Source organism: Williamsia sp. Y844 (genome assembly GCF_056786475.1).
This window is the reverse complement of sequence record NZ_JBXCJB010000002.1, coordinates 625020-643742: the sequence shown is the minus strand read 5'-3', so window position 1 is coordinate 643742 and position 18723 is coordinate 625020. Positions and strand designations below refer to the sequence as shown.

General features: G+C 62.2%; 17 protein-coding genes and 1 tRNA gene. 8 read left to right on the top strand and 10 right to left on the bottom strand.

Features of this window, described 5'->3' with window-relative positions; translation table 11 throughout:
• Positions 1-4: 4 nt before the first annotated feature.
• The 7 genes from AC1TQG_RS15305 to AC1TQG_RS15275 form a co-directional block, all read right to left on the bottom strand.
• The gene (locus AC1TQG_RS15305) at positions 5-877 is read right to left on the bottom strand and encodes a Bax inhibitor-1/YccA family protein (RefSeq protein ID WP_482138217.1); all 873 of its coding nucleotides are present in this window, start codon (positions 875-877) and stop codon (positions 5-7) included.
• Positions 878-1027: 150 nt separating this feature from the next.
• Positions 1028-1789, bottom strand: coding sequence for an SDR family NAD(P)-dependent oxidoreductase (locus tag AC1TQG_RS15300; protein ID WP_482138215.1), 762 nt, complete (start codon positions 1787-1789; stop codon positions 1028-1030).
• Positions 1790-1835: 46 nt separating this feature from the next.
• Positions 1836-3086, bottom strand: a complete 1251-nt coding sequence (locus AC1TQG_RS15295; protein ID WP_482138213.1) for an MFS transporter — start codon at positions 3084-3086, stop codon at positions 1836-1838.
• 75 nt (positions 3087-3161) lie between these two features.
• Entirely contained in the window at positions 3162-3857 is a 696-nt protein-coding gene (locus AC1TQG_RS15290; RefSeq protein ID WP_482138211.1) for a TetR/AcrR family transcriptional regulator, read from the bottom strand.
• Positions 3772-6096 (bottom strand): MMPL family transporter, encoded by a 2325-nt coding sequence (locus AC1TQG_RS15285; protein ID WP_482138210.1) that lies wholly within the window; start codon positions 6094-6096, stop codon positions 3772-3774. The genes AC1TQG_RS15290 and AC1TQG_RS15285 overlap by 86 nt, the downstream gene beginning before the upstream one ends.
• A gap of 159 nt (positions 6097-6255) precedes the next feature.
• Entirely contained in the window at positions 6256-7434 is a 1179-nt protein-coding gene (locus AC1TQG_RS15280) for an oxygenase MpaB family protein (protein WP_482138208.1), read from the bottom strand.
• A 33-nt stretch (positions 7435-7467) separates the two neighbouring features.
• Complete coding sequence (locus AC1TQG_RS15275; RefSeq protein ID WP_482138206.1) at positions 7468-8124, bottom strand: TetR/AcrR family transcriptional regulator; 657 nt, start codon at positions 8122-8124, stop codon at positions 7468-7470.
• Between the two features lie 150 nt (positions 8125-8274).
• Here AC1TQG_RS15275 and AC1TQG_RS15270 point away from each other — a divergent pair.
• Positions 8275-8351, top strand: a tRNA-Leu gene (locus AC1TQG_RS15270).
• A gap of 187 nt (positions 8352-8538) precedes the next feature.
• Here the strand turns inward: AC1TQG_RS15270 and AC1TQG_RS15265 are convergent.
• The gene (locus AC1TQG_RS15265) at positions 8539-8937 is read right to left on the bottom strand and encodes an MmcQ/YjbR family DNA-binding protein (RefSeq protein WP_482138205.1); all 399 of its coding nucleotides are present in this window, start codon (positions 8935-8937) and stop codon (positions 8539-8541) included.
• A gap of 200 nt (positions 8938-9137) precedes the next feature.
• Positions 9138-10199 carry a DUF2776 family protein gene (locus tag AC1TQG_RS15260; protein ID WP_482138203.1) on the bottom strand — a complete coding sequence of 354 codons (1062 nt, stop codon included), beginning with the start codon at positions 10197-10199 and terminating at the stop codon, positions 9138-9140.
• A 594-nt stretch (positions 10200-10793) separates the two neighbouring features.
• Here AC1TQG_RS15260 and AC1TQG_RS15255 point away from each other — a divergent pair.
• The 7 genes from AC1TQG_RS15255 (at position 10794) to AC1TQG_RS15225 (ending at position 16697) form a co-directional block, all read left to right on the top strand.
• A complete protein-coding gene (locus AC1TQG_RS15255; protein WP_482138202.1) occupies positions 10794-11891 on the top strand; it encodes an esterase/lipase family protein in 1098 nt (365 codons plus the stop codon).
• A 316-nt stretch (positions 11892-12207) separates the two neighbouring features.
• Positions 12208-12720, top strand: a complete 513-nt coding sequence (locus AC1TQG_RS15250; RefSeq protein ID WP_482138200.1) for a mycothiol transferase — start codon at positions 12208-12210, stop codon at positions 12718-12720.
• 82 nt (positions 12721-12802) lie between these two features.
• Positions 12803-13249 carry a MarR family winged helix-turn-helix transcriptional regulator gene (locus tag AC1TQG_RS15245; protein WP_482138198.1) on the top strand — a complete coding sequence of 149 codons (447 nt, stop codon included), beginning with the start codon at positions 12803-12805 and terminating at the stop codon, positions 13247-13249.
• Between the two features lie 25 nt (positions 13250-13274).
• Entirely contained in the window at positions 13275-13697 is a 423-nt protein-coding gene (locus AC1TQG_RS15240) for an organic hydroperoxide resistance protein (protein ID WP_482138196.1), read from the top strand.
• Positions 13698-13838: 141 nt separating this feature from the next.
• Positions 13839-14408, top strand: a complete 570-nt coding sequence (locus AC1TQG_RS15235; protein WP_482138195.1) for a TetR/AcrR family transcriptional regulator — start codon at positions 13839-13841, stop codon at positions 14406-14408.
• 97 nt (positions 14409-14505) lie between these two features.
• Complete coding sequence (locus AC1TQG_RS15230) at positions 14506-16107, top strand: GMC oxidoreductase (RefSeq protein WP_482138771.1); 1602 nt, start codon at positions 14506-14508, stop codon at positions 16105-16107.
• Between the two features lie 386 nt (positions 16108-16493).
• Entirely contained in the window at positions 16494-16697 is a 204-nt protein-coding gene (locus tag AC1TQG_RS15225; RefSeq protein WP_020108824.1) for a cold-shock protein, read from the top strand.
• A 279-nt stretch (positions 16698-16976) separates the two neighbouring features.
• On the opposite strand, the gene AC1TQG_RS15220 is transcribed toward AC1TQG_RS15225, so the two are convergent.
• Positions 16977-18659: a DUF7800 domain-containing protein gene (locus AC1TQG_RS15220; protein WP_482138193.1), complete on the bottom strand. Its 1683-nt coding sequence runs from the start codon at positions 18657-18659 to the stop codon at positions 16977-16979.
• Between the last annotated feature and the right edge of the window lie 64 nt (positions 18660-18723).

Here is an 18723-nt window from a genome sequence, read left to right as displayed (position 1 = left end):
AAAACTAATCCGAGTTGAAGTAACTCAGCAGTCGCAGGATCTCGACGTACAGCCAGACCAGGGTGACGGTCAGACCCAGTGCGATGCCCCAGGCGGCCTTCGATGGAGCACCCGAACGGATCAGCTGATCGGCGGCGTCGAAGTCGATCAGGAAGCTGAACGCTGCGAGCGCGATGCAGACGAGCGAGAAGATGATGGCGATCGGTCCGCCGTCACGCAGGCCCAGGCCCGAACCACCGTTGAAGAATCCGATGATCAGGTTGCCCAGGATCAGCACCAGCACACCGACGAGGCCGGCGAAGATCATGCGGGTGAAACGCGGGGTGACGCGGATGGCACCCGTCTTGTAGACGATGAGCATGCCGGCGAACACACCGAATGTACCGAGTACGGCTTGTCCGATCAGTGCGCCCGCGCTCACATCGTCAGCGACGACCCAATTGGCGAAGACGTACGAGATCGTGCCGACGAACAGGCCTTCGAGCACCGCATAGGCGAGCACGATGGCCGGGTTGTCCTGCTTGCGCCCAAAGGTCGCGACGAGCACCAGCGCCAGGCCACCCAGCGCGCCGACCAGCATCAGCGGTGTCGCGAGGGCTTCGTTCTGGCTGGTGAAGAAATACGAGAGGGCGGCCGACAGGATCAGCACGCCCAACGTGGCGGCCGTCTTGGTCACCACATCGTCGATGGTCAGGTTCCGGGCACCGACCTGCTGTCCCGGCCGCGCATACGGGTCGGCCGATGGCGCTCCCCCTTGCTGATTCCAAGTTGCGGCCTGGCCGGCGCCGGGCGCACCAGCGCCAAAGCCGGCATATCCGCCTGGGCCTTGGTTGCTGCGCACGACTCCGCGCATCACCGGATTGCTGCTTTCACGCACCGTTATGGTCCCTTCTCATTGCAAAGCTGATGTCCACTCAACGAGCAAAGTGACGTTCGAGTTCCGACTTTACCTTCTCTTGAACTTGCGCGCAGGCAGCTGTCTTCTCAAACGGGGTGCGTGTCTGACCGACCGGTAAATGTCAGGCGTTCAGCCCCAACGACTGTGTCCACCATCGGCCGGGATCGTGACCCCGCTGAGGTAACGCGCATCTTGACTGGCGAGGAACACCGCGATCCGGCCGATGTCGGCCTCGGCATCGCCGATCCGTCCAAGCGGAATGCTCTTCACAAACGCGTCGGCCTCTTCGGGATACGTTTCCGTCCACCACTGCAGCGACGGTGTCATCGCATGCGGCGCAATCGCATTGACGCGGATGTTGTCCTTGCCCCATTCACACCCGGCCGCACGGGTCAGCGACCGCGTCGCTTCCTTCACCGCGGCATACGGACCGTACGTCGCCATATCCCAGCGCACGGCCGCCGAGGTCACGAGATTGATCACCGATCCTCCGCCCCGCGCTGTCATCAGCGGATGGCATGCCTTCATCAGTCGCAGCACGGCCAGCGGGCCGGTCTGAAAGAAGCGGGTGAAGTCCTCATCTGTCACATCGAGCAATGGGATCGGCATCGCGTCGTTGGCGTTGTTGACCAGGATGTCGACACCGCCGAGCCGATCGGCACAGGCTTCGACGATCGCGGCGCAGTCGGCCGCTTCGCTGACATTCCCGACCAGGTACTCCGCGCGCACACCATTGCCTGCGAGCTTTTCGGTCGCCTCGGCCAACGGCCGCCGATGCCGCCCGCAGATGAAGATGTCGGCACCTTCCTTACTAAGAGCTGACGCGATACCCAGCCCCACGCCCTTGCCGCCACCGGTGATCAATGCCACTTTGCCGTCCAGAACTCCCATGCCGCGACACTAGCGAAACTAGAACACGTTCACCCGGGATTGATCGTCATTCGGCAACGCGGGTCCGGCGCGACCTGTCTTTCGGTTCGGAGCGCCGGTAGAGGAGAAGTCCGAAGGCAACCGCCACCACCAATGCTCCCGTCGAGAACACCAACAGGGAGTCATATCCGAGTGCGTTTGCCAAGAGCGATGGAATCAGTGCGCCGACGATCGCGCCGGCAGCGACACCGGCGTTGAACAGACCCATTGCCGATCCCTCGCTCTCGATCGTCAGGTCCGCGGCGAGGATGGTCGCCCCGATGTACTGAAGTGGGTACGCGCTGGCGATGATCACCAGGCCCACGCCGCCGACGATGGCACCGAACGAAGGCTTGGTCAGAGCCGCGACCGACATGACGACGAATACGATGAGGGTGACCGCGATTCCGATGGCCAAGACCATCCCCGGCCCCCACCAATCGGCGAGCTTTCCAGACACCGGATAGAGAACCGCCCCGATCGCCGAGCCGGCCATGAACACCGCTGACGTCGTGGACGGTTCGATCCCGAAGGCATCGCGCAGCACCAACGGGACGACGTTGTAGAACGTCATCAGGCCGATCATGGCGAAGAGCCAGCACCCGAGGAAGATCCCGAATCGGCTTCTGAGAATCGCTGCGACTTCGGCTACTTTTCCTTTCGCCCGGGCACCGTCGGCAGCGGCGGCAGCGGCGGTATCGGCGGTATCGGCGGTATCGGGTGGGTGCGGCGCAATATGCGGCAGGCGCAGGGCCCCGAGCGCGGTTCCGGCCAAGACGACCGCACCGGTCACGATCCAGCCGGTGTCGATGCGATGGGTGAACCAAGTGGCGACTCCGAGTCCGAGAACTTGACCCGAGCCGAAAGCCAGACGCATCCAACCGATTCGATCGTTCCACTCCGATCTCGGACGGCCTTCGACGATGAACACGCTTGCCATGGTCTGCGCAGCGCCGGCGGCACCCCCGGCGACCAGCATGCACACCGACCACACCGCGACGTTGTCGACGAGACCGAATGTGATGGCGCTGATCGCCATCAGCGGGAAGCTCGCGAGGAAAACCACGCGCTCGGTGTTCGTCCGGTCGGCGACGGACCCCGAGATCGGGGCGGTCAGCATTCCCAGATAGAACGAGGCGACGACGAGTCCGACCACAAAAGGCCCGTGGGGGTCGGCACTGAGCGGAAGCAGGATGGGGACGATACCGCTCACGACGACGCCGACCAGCGCATAACCGAGAAACCACGGCCGGAGCATCTCGAAGGCGCGCACGGTCACGGCGCGCAGACACTCGGTGCGGGACCGGCCGTGATCACGGCCGCCACGCTGACGTCCAGCAGCAGTATGTGGTTGTCATCTGTCGGTCCTCATCGCGCGTTGTTCGGTAACGAATTTTCGGATTGCCTCCGGTCCGACGTCGTCACCGATCAGGTCCTTGGTGACGCGCCCGAGGGACACCGCGGTCAGTACCCGCTCGGCCAGGTCGAAGTTGTCGTCGACGAACAGATACGGCTTGGCGATCATCAACGCGGCGACACCGTGTGCGGCGGTCCAGAATTCGAGCACCACCGGTGTCGGATCACCTTTGTCGATGATCCCTTCGTCCATCAACCGCTCGACGGTCTCGGAGAAGTGCACAAATGCCGAGTCGCCCAGCACGGTGTCCGTATCGGTTCCCTCGGGACACTGCTTCATCGTTGCGACGCGGTAGAGCTCGGCGTTCTCCACCGCAAAGCGCACGTACGCCAGCCCCTGCGCGTGCGCGGCCTGCCAGCTGTCCTCGTAGTGGGCACCGGCCAGGCGCATGACCTCGTCGAGCCTGGTGAAGTAGTGCGCCACCACCTCGCTGATCAACGCGTCTTTATCTGCGAAGTGGATGTAGATCGACGGCGGTGAGACCCCCACCCGATTGGACACCGCCCTGATGGATACCGCCGATTCATCACCGGTCTCCAACAGCAGGTCAGTTGCCGCTGCGAGAATCTCCGCTCGCAACTGTTCCCCCGAGCCGCGCGGAGACCTCTGCCTCCGAAGTCGCTCGGTTGTCATGGCCACCTTCCTCACTCAGACCGAATCGGTCATGGAACTTGCGTAGGGGTGCAGGCGCCCACCAGTTTGCCCGACCGGCGACCTTCATGAAGGCAGGAACCAAGAACATCCGGATCAACGTGGCATCCATCAGCACCGCCAAGGCCAGCCCGACACCGAACATCCGCATGAACGAGACCTGCGAGAACGCGATGCCGGCGAAGACCACGGCCATCAGCAATGCCGCGGCCGTCACCACGCGGCCGGTGCGGGCGATTCCGAGCGCAACTGCACGATCGCTGTCGGCCCGCGTTTTGCCCGACTTGAGCCATTCCTCCCGTATCCGCGACAGCAGGAAGACCTCGTAGTCCATCGACAACCCGAAGGCGATGCAGAACATCAACACCGGCATGTTGGCGATCAGGGTTCCGGTGGTGGTGGTTCCCAGGCCGCCGAGATTGCCCTCCTGGAAGATCCAGACCATGGCACCGAATGTGGCGGTCAGCGAGAACACGTTGAGCACCAACGCCTTCAGCGGGAGAAGCACTGATCCGGTCAGCATGAACAGCAGCACAAACGTGGTGACGACGATGACGGCGAACACTTCTGGCAGGTGATCGATGATGCTGTCGACGTTGTCGCGGTTCGACTGGGCCAGTCCGCTGAACAGCGGGTCAATCCCCTCGGGCGTCGGCACCGCTCTCAGTGCGTCGAGCTGATCGGCTCCCTGGGTCGAGAACGGATCGACCGTCGACGAGACGGTGACAAAAGCATCATCTCCGGCCGCCATATCCGTGTTCCCTGGACCCGCACGTTGCCCGTCGACAAACGTGCCGACCGGGGTGAGCACCGCGGTGACATCAGTAACCCGGGAGAGCTCTTGGCCGTAGTCGGCCACTTCTTCATCACCCATCTGGGCTGCATCCGGGATGACGATGTTCACCGCTGCAGATGCATTCTGCGAGTAGTCGTTTCGGAGTTCATCGCCCAGCATCCGGGACGATGCCGAGCTCGGCAGCACCCGATCGTCGGGGTATCCGAACTTGATACCGAGGAACGGTGCACCCAGGACCAACAGCAGCGCGACCACCGCCAGCCCCACCGGAATCGCATGGCGCAGCACGAATTGTGTACTGCGATACCACATCGATTCCTCGGGTTCGAGAACCCGGGGCTCGGGCCTGCGGAGCATTCGGCGGATCGGTTTACGCACATCGAGAGAGTCAATTCGGTCGCCAAGCAACGCAATCAGCGCCGGTGCCACGATGAGTGCGGCTGCAGCCGCAAGAGCGACAACGGCCAGACCCGCATAGGCGAACGATCTCAGGAAGTACATCGGGAAGATGCCCATCGCGGCCAATGACAGGGCAACGGTCACCGCTGAGAACAGCACGGTACGCCCGGCCGTCTTCACCGTGATCGCCAACGCCTCATCGCGTTCGCGGCCGGCATGCACTTCTTCGCGATACCGATTGATGATCAGCAAGGTGTAGTCGATGGCCAGCGCCAGTCCCAGCGCGGTGGTGAGGTTGAGCGCAAAGACCGACACATCGGCGAACAGCGTGAACCCGCGGAGTACCGAGGTCGTTCCGATGATCGCGAAAAGGCCGATGGCCAAGGGCAATACCGCCGCGACGAGTCCACCGAACACCCAGATGAGCAGGACGAAGCTGATCGGGATCGCCACGGCTTCAGCAATGAACAGGTCGCGACTGGTCTGCTCGTTGACCTGCGAATACACCAGCGCCTGACCACCGACGAGTACGTCGATACCCGGGAACTGTTCGGCGAACGCGGTGCCGGCGAATCGGTCGTCGATCTTCTGCCCGTTGGCCGCAGCATCGCGGTCGCCACCGGACACCGTGCTGACGATGAGTCCCGAGGTCCGGTCGGCTGAAATCAGTGCCGTGGCCGCCTCCGGGTTCGTCCAGGCCGAAATGATCGGGCGCTGAACGAAGTCCATTTCCTCCATCTCGGCGATGATCGCGGCGGCTGCTGCCCTCGCGTCCTCACTGTCCGCGATGTTCGTGGTGTCAGAGTCGTGTAGACGTACCACCATCTGCAGTCCGCCGCGGCCGAACTCCTCCTCCAGTACCGAAATCGCCTTGGCGGATTCCGAACTCGGATCCTGAAATCCACCGGCCGCGAGTTCCCCGGCAACGGACGATCCGAGGACCCCGCAGATGATCAAGATGAGCAGCGCGCCACCCAGGACACGTTTCGGGGCGCCAATAACGCCGCGAGCGAGTGACGACAACACCGGGACATCCTTTCGGGGATTCTCAAGTGATCGTCGTTAAGTTAACAGCCCTATCTTAAAGAGGTCAATGGTTTCTAGCCTTGCAAACCATCTGGCAGAACTCGCTGCCGCGTTGCATACCCATCACGTCGAGCCAGGTCTGCGATTCCAGCGGACGGCTCAGGCCGCTGATCCGATCATCCGAATCTCGTCGGCGCTCATACCCAGACTTCGCATGACAGTGCGCATCTCGCGATTCACCACCTGCTCTTCATTGCCCAGGAATCCGATCACCCGGATGACTTCGCGTAGGCGGACGGCAGGACGGACCAGCTCGACAAGATGATGTAGCGGCGTGCGCCGCAATCCCATCTTGCCGGCCACTGGCTTATCCACCCACCGAGTCGAGATGGACGAGAACGACATCGACAACATGGGCCGCAGCATCACGGTCATCATCGTAGTGACCATCCCAGGAACAAACGGGAGATCGAGGCGATATCCCTCGCGCAGCAAAGCCCGGGTCAAGGTCTTCGACCATTCGTCGGGTTCGAGATCAAACTCGGCACCGACCGCAAACATGTCTTGGGCTGCAGCGAAATTCGTGGGCAACAGCGCCTCGTCCACGCCGATGATGTGGCCGATCCACCGCCACAGGTGCGTTATCGCCTCATGCTCGGCGGCCGAATACTGGATACCGAAGTCGCCGGCGATCGTCATCGGCAGCGCGAGAAAGCCCGCACCGATCGTCAACGCGGTGTACGTCTGATTGATCGGCACGCCCCAACTGATCTCATCCCACTCCCCCGATGATGCGATGCGGTCCCGCACCATCGCGTGAATCAGACGGATGCGCAATGTCTTCGACCAGCCTTCGTTGCCCGGCACCATCTGCCCGGGCGCAGTCGCCAGCGCGACCCACCGACCGGTGCTGAGCACCCGGTCGTAGGTGTTCTCGGCCAGCTGCCCGGTGGCGACCAATGGGCGGACAAAGCCGGGAGCCTGATAGCCGTAAATCAGGGACTGGTAGAGCGTGCTCGACTGCAGGGTTCCGAACTTCCACCAGGCGCGCGCACCGGCGTGCGCGAGCGCCGGGTCGAACCACGGCGGCAGTTCCGAAGCCGTATCGAGCAAAGCACGCAAGTGCGGTGGGGCATCCGCCCGCCGGACGACGGGATCGTCGAGGATGGCCTGGATCTCCGCCCAGCCGTAGTCGGTCAGCTCGTGCATCTCACCGATGACCGCCTGCGCGAGTGGATCTCCTTCACGCAGGCCGTGGTCGAGTTGGTCAACCAGTTCGGGGTGGCGAGACCGGACAGAATCCCAGTTGGCCGCACCGGTGATCTCTGATGCCCTCATAAAGAACATCGTGATCTTTGTATGTGGAGGTCGTCAAGAACCCGCTTGGTCACGTTTCGGGGCATGTACGTCAGGCAGCGATACCGCCGCGCCGCCGATGCCCGAGAAGCCCTCCCAGATCAGGTCCGTCACGTGATCGACGAGTTCGGTGCGATCCATCGTGCGCGTTTCACTCCACCACTGCACTGCCGTCCAGATGGCGCCGATGACGGCGCGTGCCCACGGGGCGGCCGCTCGGCGGTTCCCGTCGATCTGGGTGAATCCGATGTCGAGGACATGCTCCAGGAATCCGGCGACCTGCGAATCCCCTACGCCGGCCTGCATCCTCGGGGCAAGTACGGCAGACAACTCCGGGTTGTCTTCCATCCAACGCGCGAGCACGTCGACCGTCGCCCGGGTCTGCACCCGCGGTTCCTTGACCTCGTTGAGCACCGCGGCCATGTCGGCGGTGATCCGACCTGCGTGACGGCGAGTGAGCGCAGTCAACAGGTCATCCCGATCGGCAAATGCCGCATACACCGCTGATCGGGTCAATCCCGCCCGCTTTGCCACACCGGCCAGTCCGAAGTCCGAGCCTTGCCCAGCAATCTCCAACTCGGCAGCGTCGAGCAGTTCTTCACGACGGGAGTCGAGGTCAACACCGGGTCCCGGTGGTCGCCCGCGGCTGCGGCGCGCGGAAAGTTCAGACATAGCTCGCATTTTGCCACCTGGGTACAAAGTCCCTAGGTCTCGGCATCGACCTTCTCAACTTGCGCCACTCCTACCGAACTCGCCCCAACGGGGAGCCCTTGTCACATGGGCCCCGGCCGTCCATGAGATTCTGATCAGGCTTCACAGCACGCCCCTATAGCCCAACTGGCAGAGGCAACGGACTTAAAATCCGTCAAGTGTGGGTTCGAATCCCACTGGGGGCACCACTGACCAGCACATTAGGGGTCAAGGTTGTCCACCGCAAAGCCCCGAGGGGCACGCCGTGGGACATGAGGGTGCACCCGATTTCAGGTGTGGAATCAGATCGCCGAGCTAACCCCGGCAGCTGAACTCCGGACCATGGATTCACTGCTGAAACCGAAACTGCTGCATCCCAAACAACTTGACAGTGCCTCATTGTCTGCCGTTGCCATTTCCGCGCAACCGGTCTCGCTGATGGGCGGGGAGGCGATCGACAACCAAGTCGTAGGAGTCTTCGACAAGGTCTTCGATCACAGGTGCTGTCAACGAGGGGCCTGGTCCGACCGAGATCCAGTGGCGTTTGTCGAAATAGCGGCCCTGCCGAATGCTCTCGTGCTCGCGGATCAAAGCGCTAGCACGCAGCGGCTCGACCTTGACGGTGACGATCTGCTCGCTCGGGTCTTTGGTGACAACAAGAAATACACGCCCACCCACCTTGAACACACGCAGGGTATCGGTGAACGGGTATCCGTCGGTAACTCCCGCCAACGAAAATGCCCTGTCCACCGCGAGCTTCTGGATCTCTCTGCCGCTGAGAGTCACTTGCGCCATCGGCAAGCCATGAGCTCGATCATTGTCTTCGTTCTCGTTCGACTGTTTCTCCCATGATCGGCATGCGCAAACAGTGTGTCCGGAATGTGTTCACCGATGACGGTTGATCTTGCGCCGAGGGTCAAGGATCTCTACCTCAATGGGATGGGGGTTCGAATCCCACTGGGGCACAGGTAGGGCGATCTCTGAGCAGTTCGGGGCTATTCGTCGTCGGACGAGGTGCCGCTCTCCAGGATGCTCACGATGGAGTAGAGCGAAAAGCAGATCGCACCCAATCCGGTAAGCACACGAGGGGCGATGAACAGGTTCGAGTTGCCCACCGCTCCTTGGAAGACGAAGGAGGCGAGGAACAAGCAGCACAGGGCGGTGAGGACGGGAATGAGGGGAACGCGGTTGGCGAGGCTGAACGTCCGTCGCCACACCAGGGCCAACAGGGCGACCTTGCTGAGGATGCTGAAGCAGACGAGTCCCAGCCCGATCAGCAAGAAACCGGGCGTCAGGTAGTACTCCTTGCTGTTCATGCCGAGGACAACAATTCCCCAGACAACACCCAGCGACCCCATGGCGATCACCAGCCACGGCCAGACGATCCGTTCCTTTGGCTGATAGGTGTTCTGTACCTGCCGAATGATGCTGAGTACCAAGCCGATCAGGCTCGTGCAGATCATCGCCAGGCCGGAGACGACGTGACCGACCGTGAACCGTCCCGGGGTGACGGTCTGCGACAGGGCGATGATCGCAAACACCCACGCGGTGATGGCCAACGCCACCGGGATCACCGACAACACCAGCACCGACCCCCCTCCAAACGCAGCGGCGGGCGGGTGCTTGTCATTCTCCGGTTGACTCGAATTCTGCGGGATGAGCGAGAATTTGGTGGATGCGGTCGCGACAGTCGCGACACATCCACTGATCAGCCCGAGGCCGAAGACGACGTGTCCGGCGATATACTCCTTGCCCTGCCCTTCCGCCCCGGCGAAGAGGATGATGCCGTAGACGGACGTCCCGATCGCCACAAGGAATCCGAGCGTCGGATAGAAGATCTTGTCGACGATGGTGAAACGGCCGATCAGCTGCCTGATGATCGTCCCGGCGGTACAAAAGAGGCAGATGCAGATCGCAGCGAGGAAAGTGACCACGCGGCCGGCGACGAAGTTCCCCGGCGCGTCCCCGTCCATCCAGATAAAGATGCCGTAGCCAATACACACCCCCGCCATGGCCAACGGGATCGCACGGAAGACGACACTCATCCAGTAATTCATGCCAATCACAACCTCTTAGCGTTGCCGGTCGATCACACCTGGGCAGTGATCGTCGATACTTCTGAGGTGGGCACCTGGGTGAAGCGGTGATCCAGGGTCCGTAATTGCAGTAAACCACGGCAGTACAGGGCTCCGAGTCGTTTAGCTCCAAACGGGTGCGAACGAGCCGACGCAGCGGCCGTGGGAGAAATACTCCCATCTGCCCAGTTCCTCCACGTCTTTGTCGTCTACGCGATCGAAACCTACTGCACCCCAACATATGTCATGAGATCCGCAATAGCAGACGACCGTTGCCACCCGACATCACCAACCCCGACCAGTTGGGGATCCAGATACCCGGATCCTCCCGGCTTTCACGACATAACGGACACGTAGTGCTGCCGCTGGGAGTTCAATAAGGTTGTCACCGTTGACTTCACGTGCTTGCAGTAACCGGACGCCGAAACGTCGAGCAAGGTGGCCATCGAGCCTTTTCACCTGACCGACCCCCCGCGACCAACGCTTGAATTTGGTTTTTTGTGGTGCGCGTTCGAAATTTCGTCCTAGCCTTGCATGTGATCGAAGCACTGTCGACGGCCAGTTGGGGGAACGAGCATGGAGACTTCATCGAACTCACGAATCGCCCGGATCGGAATGACCGCAGCCGCCCTTGCGGCGACCCTCACCATCGGAGTCTGTGGCGCCGGTACCTCAACGGCGGCAACGACTCAGGATCTTGCCAACGTCATCGAGTCCGGGCTCAAACAACCGGCGAGCGACGTCATCCTCAACGGGACCAGCACGTGGTCGACACCTGTTGGCAACGGTCCGAGCAGTAACTCTTTCTTGCCTGCGTTCGCGTACGGACTGTTCAATCCGGACGTGGCACCTCCCGGCGCGAACGACTGGAATTGCGCACCCAAGGACGGTCAAGAGCCCGTTGTCCTCGTCCACGGCACGTGGGAAAACGCCTATGACAATTGGGCTTTCATGTCCCCGGCACTGAAGGCGGCGGGATTGTGCGTGTACGCGTTGAACTACGGCAAGTTGCCGATTCAGGAGGGCGGTGGACTCGGGACCTTCGTTCCCGGCGCCAACGGCAACGGCGATATCAGCCAGTCGGCCGGTCAACTCGCCACCTTCGTCGATCGCGTGCTCACCTCGACCGGCGCGGAAAAGGTCAACATCGTCGGCCATTCACAGGGCGGCCTGATGGCGCGGCAGTACCTCAAGTTCAACGGTGGCGCGGACAAGGTCGATAGCCTTGTCACACTCGGTGCCACCCACCATGGGACCAGCCTGCTCGGTATCGGCACGTTGGGTCGGACCATCAACAACCTCGGGATCGACGTCCTCGGCCCGGTTGCGCTCGTGGTCGGTGTTGCCGGAATCCAGCAGGTCTACGACTCGGAATTCCTCAAGACCCTCAATGCCGACGGTGACACCGTCCCCGGCGTCAAATACACCGTGATCGGTACCAGGTATGACGAGGTCACCACACCGTATGAGTCGACATTCCTCACTCCCGGCCCGGGCGCGACCGTCGACAACATCACGCTGCAAGACGGCTGCGAGGTCGACACATCCGATCACCTATCGATGAACTATTCACCTCGTGCGGCGTCCATCGCTGCGCGGGCGGTTGGCGGGACGAACGATGACGGGCTGCCGGTACCGATCGTGTGCGAACCGAACGCCTGGCTCTTCGGCTAGGTGACTCGACCTGGCCAGGGTGACGGCACGCCGTCACACATAGGTGAGCGTGGTCGTTCCGAAGAGGTAATGGCAGGTTTGCACGGAGACGGCAGCACCGTGAACCGCGACGGCGGAACAGTGATCGCTCCGTCCGGACCTGCCGCCACTCGATACCGCATCCAAACCCTTTGGCACACAGACGATCCCCTGCCGACGTAGAACCGGACAGCCTTCGCCTGCCGCCGAAGTCGCGCGATCGCCCGCCGATGTCACCGCGCCGGAGTAGAGAGGTAGAGAGGATCGGCGTGTCCCCTGACAGCGAAAGGACTTGATCATGAATGAGGCCGAATTGATCCGCGACGCATTCAGCCGGGTTTCCGAGGAGGTCCACGCAACCGTCTCCGATCTTCCCGATGCCGCGCTCAACTACCGGATCGACCCTGACGCCAACACGATCGCATGGCTGATCTGGCATCTGACCCGTGTGCAGGACGACCACGTGGCGGGAGTCGCGAATTCCGAGCAGATCTGGACTGCACAGGATTGGTACGGGCGATTCGCACTGCCATTCAAAGTCGGCGAGATCGGCTTCGGACAGTCAAGTGACGAAGTCGGACAGGTTCAGACCACCATCGACCTCCTTCTCGGATACCACGACGCCGTCCAGGAAAGAACCGCCGCGTTTGTCGAAAACCTGACGTCAGAAGACCTCGACGCCGTGGTCGACCGGAACTGGGATCCGCCCGTCACCCTCGGCGTCCGCCTGGTCAGCGTCATCGCCGACGATCTCCAGCACGTCGGCCAAGCCGCGTTCATCGCCGGCGTATTCGCCCGCGCAGCATCCTGATCCTGATTGCAGAATCAGCAGGTCACTGAGAAGTCGCGAAGAATGGTTGTGCACAACTGAATTGTGCACTACGTTCAGACATGTGACCGCACTTCGTTTGGACAGCCAACTCTGCTTCGCCCTGTATTCGGCATCGCGGGCGACCACCGCCGCGTATCGGCCGATGCTCGACGAATTCGGGCTGACCTACCCGCAATACCTGGTCTTACTGGTGTTGTGGGAGGAGAAGTCGATCACCGTCCGCCGACTTGGGCAACGGCTACAACTGGATTCGGGCACGCTCTCGCCACTGCTGAAGCGGGTGGAGGCAGCCGGATACATCCGGCGTGATCGCTCCCCGACCGACGAGCGATCGGTCGAGGTCACGCTGACCGACGCCGGACGTGCGCTCGAATCGAAAGCCCAGTGCGTGCCCGAACAGCTCTTTGCTGCAACGGGTTTGGACGTAGACAAAGTCGAAGAGCTACGCGAAGCGGTCCAACGACTGACCGTCGCACTACGCGAATCCGGCAATCCAGTCGGTTCGTGAACACCCAACTCCGAAAGGCACCATCATGAAAGCTCTCTACACTGCAGAAGCACTCGCCACCGGTGACGGCCGGAACGGTCATGCCCGCACCACCGATGGCAAGGTCGACGTCGATCTGTCGATTCCAAAAGAGATGGGCGGCAATGGCATCGGAACCAATCCCGAGCAGCTCTTCGCCGCCGGGTACGCCGCCTGCTTCCATTCGGCACTGCGTTTGGTCGCCGGCCAGGAGAAGGCCGACGACACAGACTCCACCGTGGGCGCCCGCGTCTCGATCGGAAGCCTCGACAACGGCGGCTTCGGCCTGGCCGTCGAGTTGGAGGTAACGCTCCCGAACCTCGATCACAACACCGCGACCGCACTCGCCGAAAAGGCGCACCAGGTCTGCCCCTACTCCAACGCAACCCGCGGGAACATCGACGTCAAGCTCGTGGTGACCGACGACTGAGCGGGCTCACTCACTCAACCAAACAGACGACGGCAGCCGTCGGGTCATATGGCCCGCCTGCTGCCGTTTGTCCGTCAGCACCCCTCCTCGCAGCGGCGCCGGTAATGCAAAAGCACCGACCATGTGGTTGATAATGCCGGGATGAGATCGCGGAACAAGATCCTGGAAGCCACACTCGGGTTGATCGCAACCGACGGTTTCGACGGGGTCAACATCGCCGCTGTCGCCAGCGCTGCCGGCGTCTCCCGCCAGACCGTCTACTCGATCTTCGGCTCTCGAGAAGACCTCGTCTCTCAGGCCGTCGCAGGGCTGACCATCGATATCCTCGGAGACATCCGCAGCCACCTGGAAGCCGTCGAGACACCGGTCGGATACATCGTCGAACTCATCGTCGCCGGCCGGGCAACGGTCAGAAGCCACCCGGCGCTCGCGGCACTGCTCCATGCGGAAGTCGGCAATCCGATCTTCGATACCGACATGATCTCCCGCGCAAAACCGATTGCCCATGAACTGCTCGCGCCGCTCGCCGAACGACATGCCGAGGTCAAAGAACACATCGACGACATCGTCGCGATGGGCCTGCGGTTGGGGCTGTCGACCGTTCTCTTCGAAGACGTCGATGTCACCGAGGACGATGATCTACGAAACTTCCTGACCCGGTGGCTGGCACCAGCGATGCAGTCCTGGATCGAACCACCCAACATCTCTTGACACTTCTGAGTGCGACTGTCTAACTTTACCGGGCGACCAACCCGCGTCCGCGGCGCTTCTTCGGTCGACGATGAACAGCAAACCGGGGGGGGCAATGTTGTCTGAAATAAAACGCCGTGCATTTTTGGCCGGAGCAGCAGCAGTCGGAGTGGCCGCAGCGAGTTCGACGGTTGCACAAGCCAAATCGACACCGATCGCGCGCACTCCTGCCGCCCGGATACCGGTCACTCGCGAAGACCACCGGGCCATAGTGATCGGCTCCGGCTTCGGTGGTGGCGTGGCCGCCCTGCGTTTGACCGAAGCCGGCGTGCCGGTGACGATCCTCGAACGTGGCCGCCGGTGGGCGACCGGGCCGAACTCCAACACATTTCCCCTTGCCACGGCCCCGGACAAGCGGATCCTCTGGCACAAGGGCGCCCCACAGCTGTTCGGCAGGCCTGCAGTCTTCGAGCCGTACACCGGACTGATCGAAGCGATCATCGGCCAAAACATGACCGCCCTGTGCGCGGCCGGGGTCGGCGGCGGATCCCTTGTCTACCAAGGAATGACGTTGCAGCCCGATGAGGCTGTCTTCAATGCCAACTTCCCGGAGGCGCTCGACTGGAAGACCATGGACCGGGTGCATTACCCGCGCGTGGCTCAGATGCTGAAGCTCCAGGTCGCACCCGATGAGCTGATCGCAACCCCCAACTACCAAGCCCCCAGAATGTTCGCCGAGAGCGCCAAACGCGCCGGCTTCCCGGTGTCGAAGATCCCGATGCCCATCGACTGGAACTACGCACTCGACGAGCTGCGCGGCAAGATGAAGCCTTCGTACACCAACGGCGCCGGCGCCCTCGGTGTCAACAACGGTGGCAAGCACTCGGTCGACGTCACGTACGTCGCCGCTGCCGAGGCCACCGGCCTCGCCACCGTCCACACCCTGCACGAGGTCACCGATGTCGAAAGGACAGGCGACGGCCGGTGGCGGGTATACGTCGAGCGGACCGACACCAGCGGCACCGTCCTGGAGAACAAGATCCTCACCACCAACGCACTGGTGATGGCGGCGGGCAGCATGAACACCACCAACCTGCTGATGCGGGCGGCCGGTAAGGGTGCCATCGGAGACATGCCTGACGGACTGGGCGGCAACTGGGGTACCAACGCCGACCGCATCTACCTGTGGACCAACCCGGCGACCGGGTTCGGCACGCCACAGGGCGGTCCCGTGGTCTACGGCAGTCGCAACTGGAACGACCCGAAGTCCGCGTTCACGATCATCCAGGCGTCCATCCCGAGCCTGGGTGTCGACGCCCGCAGCACGATGATGGTCGGATTCGGGGTCAGCGCCGACCGCGGACGTTTCGGCTACGACTCGACAACCGACAACGCGACGCTGCACTGGCCCATCGACGGCGACTCCGACATCCAGAATGGCCACATCGGTCCCGCCGTCCAGAAGATCGCCGGATCCACGACCCTGACCACCGACACGAACCTGACGTTTCCGTCCACCTGGCATCCACTCGGTGGCGCGAGCATGGGTGCGGTCTGCGATCTCCAGGGACGCGTCCAGGGACAGAAGGGCCTCTACGTCCTCGACGGCGCGCTGATGCCGGGCAACTCGGCGGCCTGCAACCCGTCGATGACCATCGCCGCGATCGCCGAACGCGCGATGGACCACCTCGTCCGAGAGGACGTCGGAACCATCATCTGAGCCGTCCGCCAGACCGGGTGGACCGGCCTATCTCGACCAGATCCCAAGAACCGTTGCTGTGCAACAGAAATACCGCTACCGAAAGCAATGACGCCGGCCGCCACGGGCAGATTCCCGTGGCGGCCACCACAGGCCGGAACAGACCTGCAAGGGCGTGAATCTCGTAGATGAAACCCGCTCCCGTCGCCCCTTTGCAGCAGATCTGCACAGTCGTGCCAGTCTCCACTCATGGCGCGCCGCGACATAACCGCAGGTCAACGGCCTGCAGCAAATCCCTTCGCACCCAACTTGCTCGTAGCACTTCCGGTTTCGGGGAATCCATGCCACACTATGTACCAGGGACGTGTTAATGCGTTCTGCAGGAAAAAAGAGAGAAGTACTTTAATATGGCACAGGGAACTGTGAAATGGTTCAACGGCGAAAAAGGCTTCGGCTTCATCGCCCCCGACGGCGGTTCAGATGACGTCTTCGTTCATTACTCCGAGATCCAGGGCGGCGGCTTCCGCACCCTCGAGGAGAACCAGCGAGTCGAGTTCGAAATCGGCCAGGGTGCTAAAGGCCCCCAGGCTACCGGAGTGACCGCGATCTAAGATCGCTAGACTTCAAAAAAGTGGGTTGACCAGCGAGAAATCGCGGGTCGCCCACTTTTTTGCGTCCGGTCCGTTCGGTAGGAACACTACCGATCAACCGTGGTCAACTATCTTTTATTGACCACACCTGTTCACCACCCCGACTCACATGTCGTCGGTGTCGATTCCGTGTACGCTCCGGCTCGACCTGACTCTTCACAAGGGTTCACTCTGACCGGGTTGAACTTCTGCAGTGGAGCTCGACCCCATGCGCCGACCGTCGAATGTGTCGCCGGCCAGTCAGTGGGTGAGGACCATCTCGTGTGTCTGCACGAGATCTTGCGAACCGCCTGGGCCCGTCGTCGCATGCTCGATGAGCACCGACGCGGTCTCGCCCTTCAGCCTGAGCACCATCACCCCGTTGTCAAACCATGGTCCGGCGTCGACCTGCCAGGTGATCGCATGATCGCCGAGGCCCGCCCGGCGGGCGAGGAAGTGTAGGAACTTGACCACGGGCCGCCGGATCGCGAGCCGATTCACCACCCGGATCGGCAAGTCGAGCGGGTTGCGGAACGGGGACATGGTCAGCTGGTACAGCATCGTGTTGTTCGGCGGGGTATCGGTCAGTTCCGCCTGCGCAACGTAGGAACAGTGCACGTCGCCGGACAACCACAGAATGCTCGCAGGCGATTGCGGCCGGCTCACCAGTTCGCTGACGAGAGTCACCATCTGCTCGAAGGAATTGCCGAACGCAGCCCAATGCTCGAGATCGAGTGCCAGGCGCAGCTTCTCCCCTACCTTCGCCCACCGGCGACCCCAAGCACCTTGCGCGACAGCTTCATTCCATTGTTCGAGCTGGTGAAGCGCAGGCAGCATCAGATACGGCAGCGACGTACCGAACACGATATGCCGGGCGTCGGTGGTCAATGCCTGCTCGCAGAGCCATTTCCATTCGAGTTCGTCGAGCATTGCTCGCCCGTCCGGCGTGAGGTCGCGTGAGCACCGCGAGTCGATCATGATGATTCGGGTGTTGCCCAGATCCCGGACATAACTCCAGCGGGCCGACGCCGGATCGCTGTCGGCCCGAAGCGCGAAGTCCGACAGCAGCTTTTCTCGTTCCTCGGCACCACCCGCCGACCGCACCGCGAGGTAGAGCTCGTCCTTCGCCAATTCGTTCGGCGACAGGTTGCCCAGATGCTGGTAGATCCAGTACGAGGAGAACGCCCCCACCACCCGTCGGTGCCACCAGGGCTTCTGCTCCATTTCCTTCCGCCAGTCCGACGACGAGTTCCAGTCGTCGCGCAGGTCGTGGTCGTCGAGGATCATGCAGCTCGGAATGGTTGCCATCAACCCGGTCACCTGCGGCGCTCCCCAGGATTCCCGGTAGAGCCACGTGTACTCCTCGAAGTCACAGATCTCTTCGAAGACCTCGTCACCCAGTTCGGGATCGTTCCGCGTTTCGCGACGCTCACGGAGCAGTGCCTTGATCTCGGGCGACGGGTCATCGGCATACACCTGGTCTCCGAGCAACAGCAGCAGTTGCGGCCACAACTCGGCGTCCTGGTCTTTCACCTGAGCTGCCAACCCGGCAAGTCCATCGGCACCGATCGCCTTGAGCCGATCGTCGTCGTAGGTATCGCCTCGACGACACGAACCGAACGCGACGGTCAGTGCGTCGTCGTGCGCCGCCGTCCTCAACTGTCCTTCGGCACAGATCACCGGAGTCACCTCCGATCCCGGATCGCCCGACGGCGTCAGCGTCACCGTGTAGTCGATGACGCTGCCGGAGGGAAGACCGACCAGCTGCACGATCGCAAAGTGATGACCGTGCACGGACCACGTGTTCTCGGCGCCGATCTGGCCGGTGGACGTCCGGACCTCGGCGTTGCACTCGTCCTCGGTTTCCACCCAGACCGTGGCTCGCGTGGTGTCGACGTAGCGAAGGATCGGTCCGAGGACGAGTCCCGGCGTTCTCATGCTCATCCGTCCCACAGTTTCACCGATCCGCCGATTCCGCACGTTTCCTGGTCATCGCCGTTCGTGACCA